Origin of the sequence: Bacillus pseudomycoides DSM 12442, from assembly GCF_000161455.1 — a bacterium.
Lineage (GTDB): Bacteria > Bacillota > Bacilli > Bacillales > Bacillaceae_G > Bacillus_A > Bacillus_A pseudomycoides.
On record NZ_CM000745.1, the window covers coordinates 5449817 to 5455625 of the forward strand.

Annotated in this window: 5 protein-coding genes and 2 pseudogenes; 2 read left to right on the forward strand and 5 right to left on the reverse strand. The window is 33.2% G+C overall.

The window, feature by feature from the left end:
• Positions 1–434: 434 nt before the first annotated feature.
• Positions 435–1871: an IS4 family transposase gene (locus tag BPMYX0001_RS27590; RefSeq protein ID WP_006097460.1), complete on the reverse strand. Its 1437-nt coding sequence runs from the start codon at positions 1869–1871 to the stop codon at positions 435–437.
• 106 nt (positions 1872–1977) lie between these two features.
• On the opposite strand from BPMYX0001_RS27590, the pseudogene BPMYX0001_RS27595 reads away from it, so the two are divergent.
• A pseudogene (locus BPMYX0001_RS27595) lies at positions 1978–2205 on the forward strand (DDE-type integrase/transposase/recombinase); the annotation flags it as partial.
• Between the two features lie 140 nt (positions 2206–2345).
• On the opposite strand, the gene BPMYX0001_RS27600 reads toward BPMYX0001_RS27595, so the two are convergent.
• The 4 genes from BPMYX0001_RS27600 to BPMYX0001_RS27610 form a co-directional block, all read right to left on the reverse strand.
• Positions 2346–3290, reverse strand: a complete 945-nt coding sequence (locus BPMYX0001_RS27600) for a phosphotransferase enzyme family protein (RefSeq protein WP_006097462.1) — start codon at positions 3288–3290, stop codon at positions 2346–2348.
• Positions 3291–3501: 211 nt separating this feature from the next.
• Complete coding sequence (locus BPMYX0001_RS31755; protein ID WP_018783670.1) at positions 3502–3645, reverse strand: hypothetical protein; 144 nt, start codon at positions 3643–3645, stop codon at positions 3502–3504.
• Between the two features lie 511 nt (positions 3646–4156).
• The gene (locus BPMYX0001_RS27605; protein ID WP_033799494.1) at positions 4157–4513 is read right to left on the reverse strand and encodes a DUF3221 domain-containing protein; all 357 of its coding nucleotides are present in this window, start codon (positions 4511–4513) and stop codon (positions 4157–4159) included.
• Between the two features lie 98 nt (positions 4514–4611).
• Positions 4612–5160: a VanZ family protein gene (locus tag BPMYX0001_RS27610; RefSeq protein ID WP_006097465.1), complete on the reverse strand. Its 549-nt coding sequence runs from the start codon at positions 5158–5160 to the stop codon at positions 4612–4614.
• Positions 5161–5241: 81 nt separating this feature from the next.
• Between BPMYX0001_RS27610 and BPMYX0001_RS27615 the strand changes: the two are divergent.
• Positions 5242–5613 (forward strand): annotated as a pseudogene (locus tag BPMYX0001_RS27615) (IS6 family transposase); the annotation flags it as partial.
• Between the last annotated feature and the right edge of the window lie 196 nt (positions 5614–5809).

Here is a 5809-nt window from a genome sequence, read left to right on the forward strand (position 1 = left end):
GAACAAAGTGTTTTCAGTAACTAACTAATGGATGATTAGGGTTAACCCATAATAGACAATGACAAGCTCTTTATTATAAACAGACGTAACGAAACCTAGTTATAAGTTCAATAGGTTGCGTTTGGAAATAAAAGTAAGCCTATGACTCAAAATTACACGTATCTCGGCTGTACCCCTTATAGGATAAGAGTTAGGATATGCTGAAAAATAGTAATTATTCATTTTAATTTAACGTACAGGAAACCGCTCAAATGTGTCTAAATTGTGTCTAAACGTACAAAATTCCCGAAATGATATGGTGAGGCCATACCCATCAACTTAAGAACAGAAACAAAATGAAATTCCGTTCAAATATACTAAAAAACTCTTAAAACACTTTTTATCCGTAAAAATGAGTATGCCAAATAAACCTAAATAGGTATTATTTTTAAAGATTATGCAGTTTTCTTTTGTTTTCTAAATCCACTATATTCATAGATAACACCCATAATATCAAAGACTGTCTTCTTCTCATACCTATGAGATTTCCGTCCGTTTTTCTGTAGTAGGTGGAATAGGCGGATTAGAATCTTTGTTATTTCTTGGGTGTTTTTCTGTATAGCTTGATACAGAAGATATAAATAATCTTGGATCATTCCTATTGCTTTATATTCGCTTAATTCTCTTTTCTTCTTTTGTAAAAGTAGTTGACGCATTTTAAACATAGTAGAGGAGCACAGGAAAATGGCGATGAGCTTTCCATATAGTTGGCACTCTAATCGTTCCTGTTTTACATTGCGATAATGATCTATTTTAAAGAGTGATTTCCACGTTTTAAAGACAATCTCTATTTGCCAACGCAAAGTATATAACTCATGTACCTGTTCCATCGGAACCCATTCCCAAGGTGTGTTCGTCACATATACGTTTAATCCCACTACCATTTTACTTTTCTCTGAGTACGTTCTATTTTGTGATTTTTCTTTTTCCGCGATTTTCGCTTGTCGTTTTTGAAGTTGCTTTTCTGTTAATCGATTAAAAATGACGCGTGCAAACAGCTGTTGTTTATCACCAATATAAGCATTTTTTAATTCAAATGTTTCTCCAGGCTGTAATTGTTTCAAAATCTGTTTTACATCGATTTGTATGTATTCCGATTGTTTCTTAATTGCACCATTTTTAAAGTATTCTGGGCTCGGATTTTTCACATATACATTCGTATTCAATTTTAAACGAGAAATATAGTATGTACCTCGTTGATCCATTTCATCTAAGTCTTCCAATGAAAAATAACCCAAATCACGAATACATAAATCCCCTGGTCGTAAGGTATCTAAGCACTCTGTACCAAAAGTTTTGTCATTATTTTTTCCTGGTCCAACTTGAAAGTTAAGAAATTCCCCACTGTGTAGATCGTATTCTAATTGAATTTTGATTCCGGCTGTTTGGGCACATCCTCCAGAGCCTGGATATACATTCTCTAAAGCATTTGGCACTTGAAATAAGGTAGCATCTAGGATACGAATTCGCCCAAAATAAGAGAAGAGATGATTAGAAAATTGCGTTTGTTCACATATTTTTTGTTGTAACAGTAAAGAAAAAATATGTTGTAAAAACAAAACTGCTTTAGCATTTAAACGTTTATTTAAGCCCTCAGGGCTGAGTAAAGTACCAGTAGCTGCATGAAGCCTGCTACATAATCGGACTAAGGGATCACTTGCCACCCGTTGACTGATCCAAATACAAATGGTAGCTAAGTCTGATCCAGAGAACTTACGTTTTCGTTTTATAAATCCGATTTCTCTTGCAAGTTCTTCTAAGAATACAGGTGTAACATATCGTTGTAATTCTTCTGCAAATGGTAGTAGTTCATCTTGAATCGAGGGATTCATAAGAAAACGTCATCCTTTCTAATTTATCTTGTTTAGAAAGGATAACGTTTTTTGGTATTTGAGAGTATTAAAATCTCTTGAGTTGATGGGCATGTAAGGTGACCCGATAAAGCTAAGACAAGTTAGATATCTCAATAATATAGTGGAACAAGATCATCGTTTTATTAAGAAACGTGTGCGTTCTATGTTAGGGTTCAAGTCTTTTAGCACAGCTACATCCATTCTTGCAGGAGTAGAAGCCATGTATATGATTAAAAAAGAACAGATTGATTTACAGGATCAGTCTGTTCAAAACCAGAAAGAATTCATCCATCAATTATTCGGGCTAGCAGCATCAAATACAATTCCACTAGAAATATATGCGCTATATTCTCTTTTATTTTATCTTTGCACCAGAACCGCAAGTGCCATAGGAAATTTCACGCTATGCCCCTAAACATGATTAACGTAGTTTAGTTTAATAATAAAAGTTGGTTAAATATTAAGAATAGAGTAATTATGTTCAATCCTTATTCTAAAGTGGTTCATTATTCGTATTTGTTCTTCAGTTAACCTCTCTTTATTCCAGTACATATGCATTAAGTTATATTCAAATATTTCCTTCAATTTAATAAATAGAGAAAGTTTCTCTAACATCTCTGGAGATATATCATTTTCCTCTTGATATCCGTCGATTATTGCTTTCGTAATAGAACGTCCATAGTCAACTATGTTGCCATTCCCTACAAACGAATACTCCAACGCACTATATATTGGAACGGCTAAATCAAATATATAATAATGTTTTTCACAATCTTGAAAATCAACCATTGTCAATTTCGAATCACTATCTACTAATATGTTTTCTAACCATAAATCCCCGTGTAGTAAACCATATGTAGAATTACATTTTGGCAAATTTTTAATTGTAGATAACACCTTATGTGCTATTTCTCTAATAGTACTTTCTTCTTTAGGTATATATTTATGAAAATCATATTCCTCATTATCATGCCAATCGTTGATATATTTAGTCGGCATTATATCTTCAAATTTCCTTGATAAACGATGTAATCTACCGATTTGCCGACCTAATTCTTTTAATACATTGGCATTCCATTGACTTCTTGGTAAATGTACACCAGAAGCTGCATTATATAAAACAGTTAAAACGTCCTTATCAAGTGTTATATTTTCTACTAATTTACCGTTTAAAGAAGATATGGCAGGCGGGACACCAAATCCTTCATTATATAAAAAGTTTGTATATTTAACCTCTTCTAACTGTTCATCATATGTTTTATAGTTCGTTATTCTAGCGAAGAAGTCACCTTGTTCTGCAATACACCGATACATTTCATTTGTTACTGATTCGACTTTAATAAAATTCACTGGATATAATTCGTTAAGTAATTCAAGTATCTTTTGTTCCATATACATTTTAATTCCTCCAATTCAATATAGATAATGACTTCCTTACAAAACTAACCTGCTTTGTTAGTTTAATAATAAGGTAATTCTTCCAGCTTCAAAAAAACCCCTTCGCACTTAATAGTATATCGAATGTGGGAAACTTTTCCATAAGAGGTACGGAAACGATTCAGGGTATGAGGGGCCACTCTGGGGTTTAATTACAAATCAAAAAAGGACTTTATTCAAGTTCTTTTAATCTACGATATAGAGCATCCTGACTCACTCCTGTAATCTGACATATTTCCTTTACTGTTTTATTGGTATGTTTTCGTAATTTAATTGCATGGTTCATGTCAGGATGTTTATCCGTGTATTTCTTCACTCTTCCCCCCTAAGAAAATATGCAAAAAAAGATAAGACCAGGAGCTCGGTCTTATCTATGGCATAAGGAGAAACAAATAGGGTGATAACCATCACTTTTTCATCATATTACATTAACTGTTGAATATTACAACCAACAATGGTATTAATATCCATATCGAGAAATTCATTACTAACTCTTATAGTTCCAAAAATTTCTTCTTTTCATAGGTATCCATGGGAATTTAGTTTATTTTTTTCGTTTTGGGGAACAATTAATTTCTTAAGTTGATGGGCATGTATGGTGAGGCCCACATCCATCAACTTAAGAAAACAGGTCACCCCCCATAACGAAAAAATGAGCTCTTTTATTACAAATTAGGACAAAATCTGGTTCTGGGGGAGTTATATTTTCTTAGCTTGATAGCCATGGGGTACCGCCAGCATTTTGGAAAAAAGCCACGTTAACCTAAAAATAAAATAAGCCATCCATTTGGACAGCTCATTTACATAATTTTCGTTAGCGGAAGTAATTATTCGCTGGAGGTTTTAGGCAAAAGCAATTTCCCAATCTTTTCAATACGTGACGCTTTTGCCTTAGCAGGAGAGCTTTCTTCTATTCCTCCTTCTATCCAAACACCAACTTCTTGATCCAATTCATAGTTTTGTATCTCGTCATTCTTAGGAATCCGCACCCATACCTTTCCATGATCTTCAGTGTAGATGAGCATTCGTTTATGTTCCTTATCTAGTTTGACAATTTTTCCTTGAAAGGTAAATGTGTCTTTTCCTTCACTTTTATTATTTACCATTGATTTATTACAAGCAGAAAGAAGTAGTATTGCCAATAGTATCAAAATTAGAGCATGGTAAGATGATTTGTTAAACATGATCAACCTCCATTAAATTTCGTATCACTTGGGGAGAAAATGCAGTTGTTAACTTTAAGTGTTATTAGTTAACATTATTCTCGTTATTAGAAGTTGGATTAAAGCCCTTGATGTATCTTTTCATCGGATTGTCTACTCATAAAAATCAGAGTGATCCACTTATAGATTAAGAATCCAATATATACCCCAAAACTATTTAAAATAATGTCATCAATATCAAATGATCTAAAAGTAAGCCATAACTGGATACATTCAATTGTCAAAGAGCTTAAAAACCCCAACAATACTATTTTAAACCCTTTATTTACTTTTTTGAATTTCATTGGTATTAGAATTCCAAAAGGTACAAACAGTAGAATGTTTCCTCCTATATTGCGCAAAGGGACCATAAAGTAAAAATGATGTAGTAGTTCGTTTATACTCGCAAAAGGAACATAATTATTTTTCGTTGGGAACGACTCTTGAAGACCTATTGCTAAAGGGAAAATAGTTACACTTATTACTCCTACAGCATATATAAAACATAAAGTAGAGAGTAATTCCCTATGTAATTTAAACCTATTTCTGTTTAAGCTATAATAGATAACTTTATAAAGAACCCAAATTATAATTAATAAAAGGGCTGGTAACCTAAAATTTATAAACATAGTTTTCCCGGTTCTGGTGCAAAAAATCTCTTAAACTTGGACATACTGATAGCATTACTCTAGAAAAGGCGCGTGACCAGTATGGAAAAGGAAAATTTGTTCAAATGGAAGCATTATCAACCTGAACTAATCTTATTAACAGTACGGTGGTACCTACGGTACAATTTAAGCTTTCGAAACCTAGTGGAAATGATGGAAGAAAGAGGTTTATCCATTTCTCACACAACAATTATGCGTTGGGTTCATCAATATGGACCTCAATTAGAAGAGAAAGTACGACATCATCTTAAATCAACAAATGATTCGTGGAGAGTCGATGAAACCTATATTAAGGTAAAAGGGCAATGGATGTATTTATACCGTGCTGTCGATTCAAAAGGAAACACGATTGATTTTTACTTAAGTAAAAATAGAAATACTCAATCAGCCAAGCACTTTTTCAAAAAGGCCTTGGCTTTTTCGGGTTCTGGTGCAAAAACTCTAAAACTTTTGCAAGTAATCTCTTAAACTTGGACATACTGATAGTATTACTCTAGAAAAAGGTGTGTGATCGATATGGAAAAGGAAAATTTGTTCAAATGGAAGCATTATCAGCCGGAACTCATCTTATTAACAGTAAGGTGGTACCTACGGTATAATTTGAGCTTTC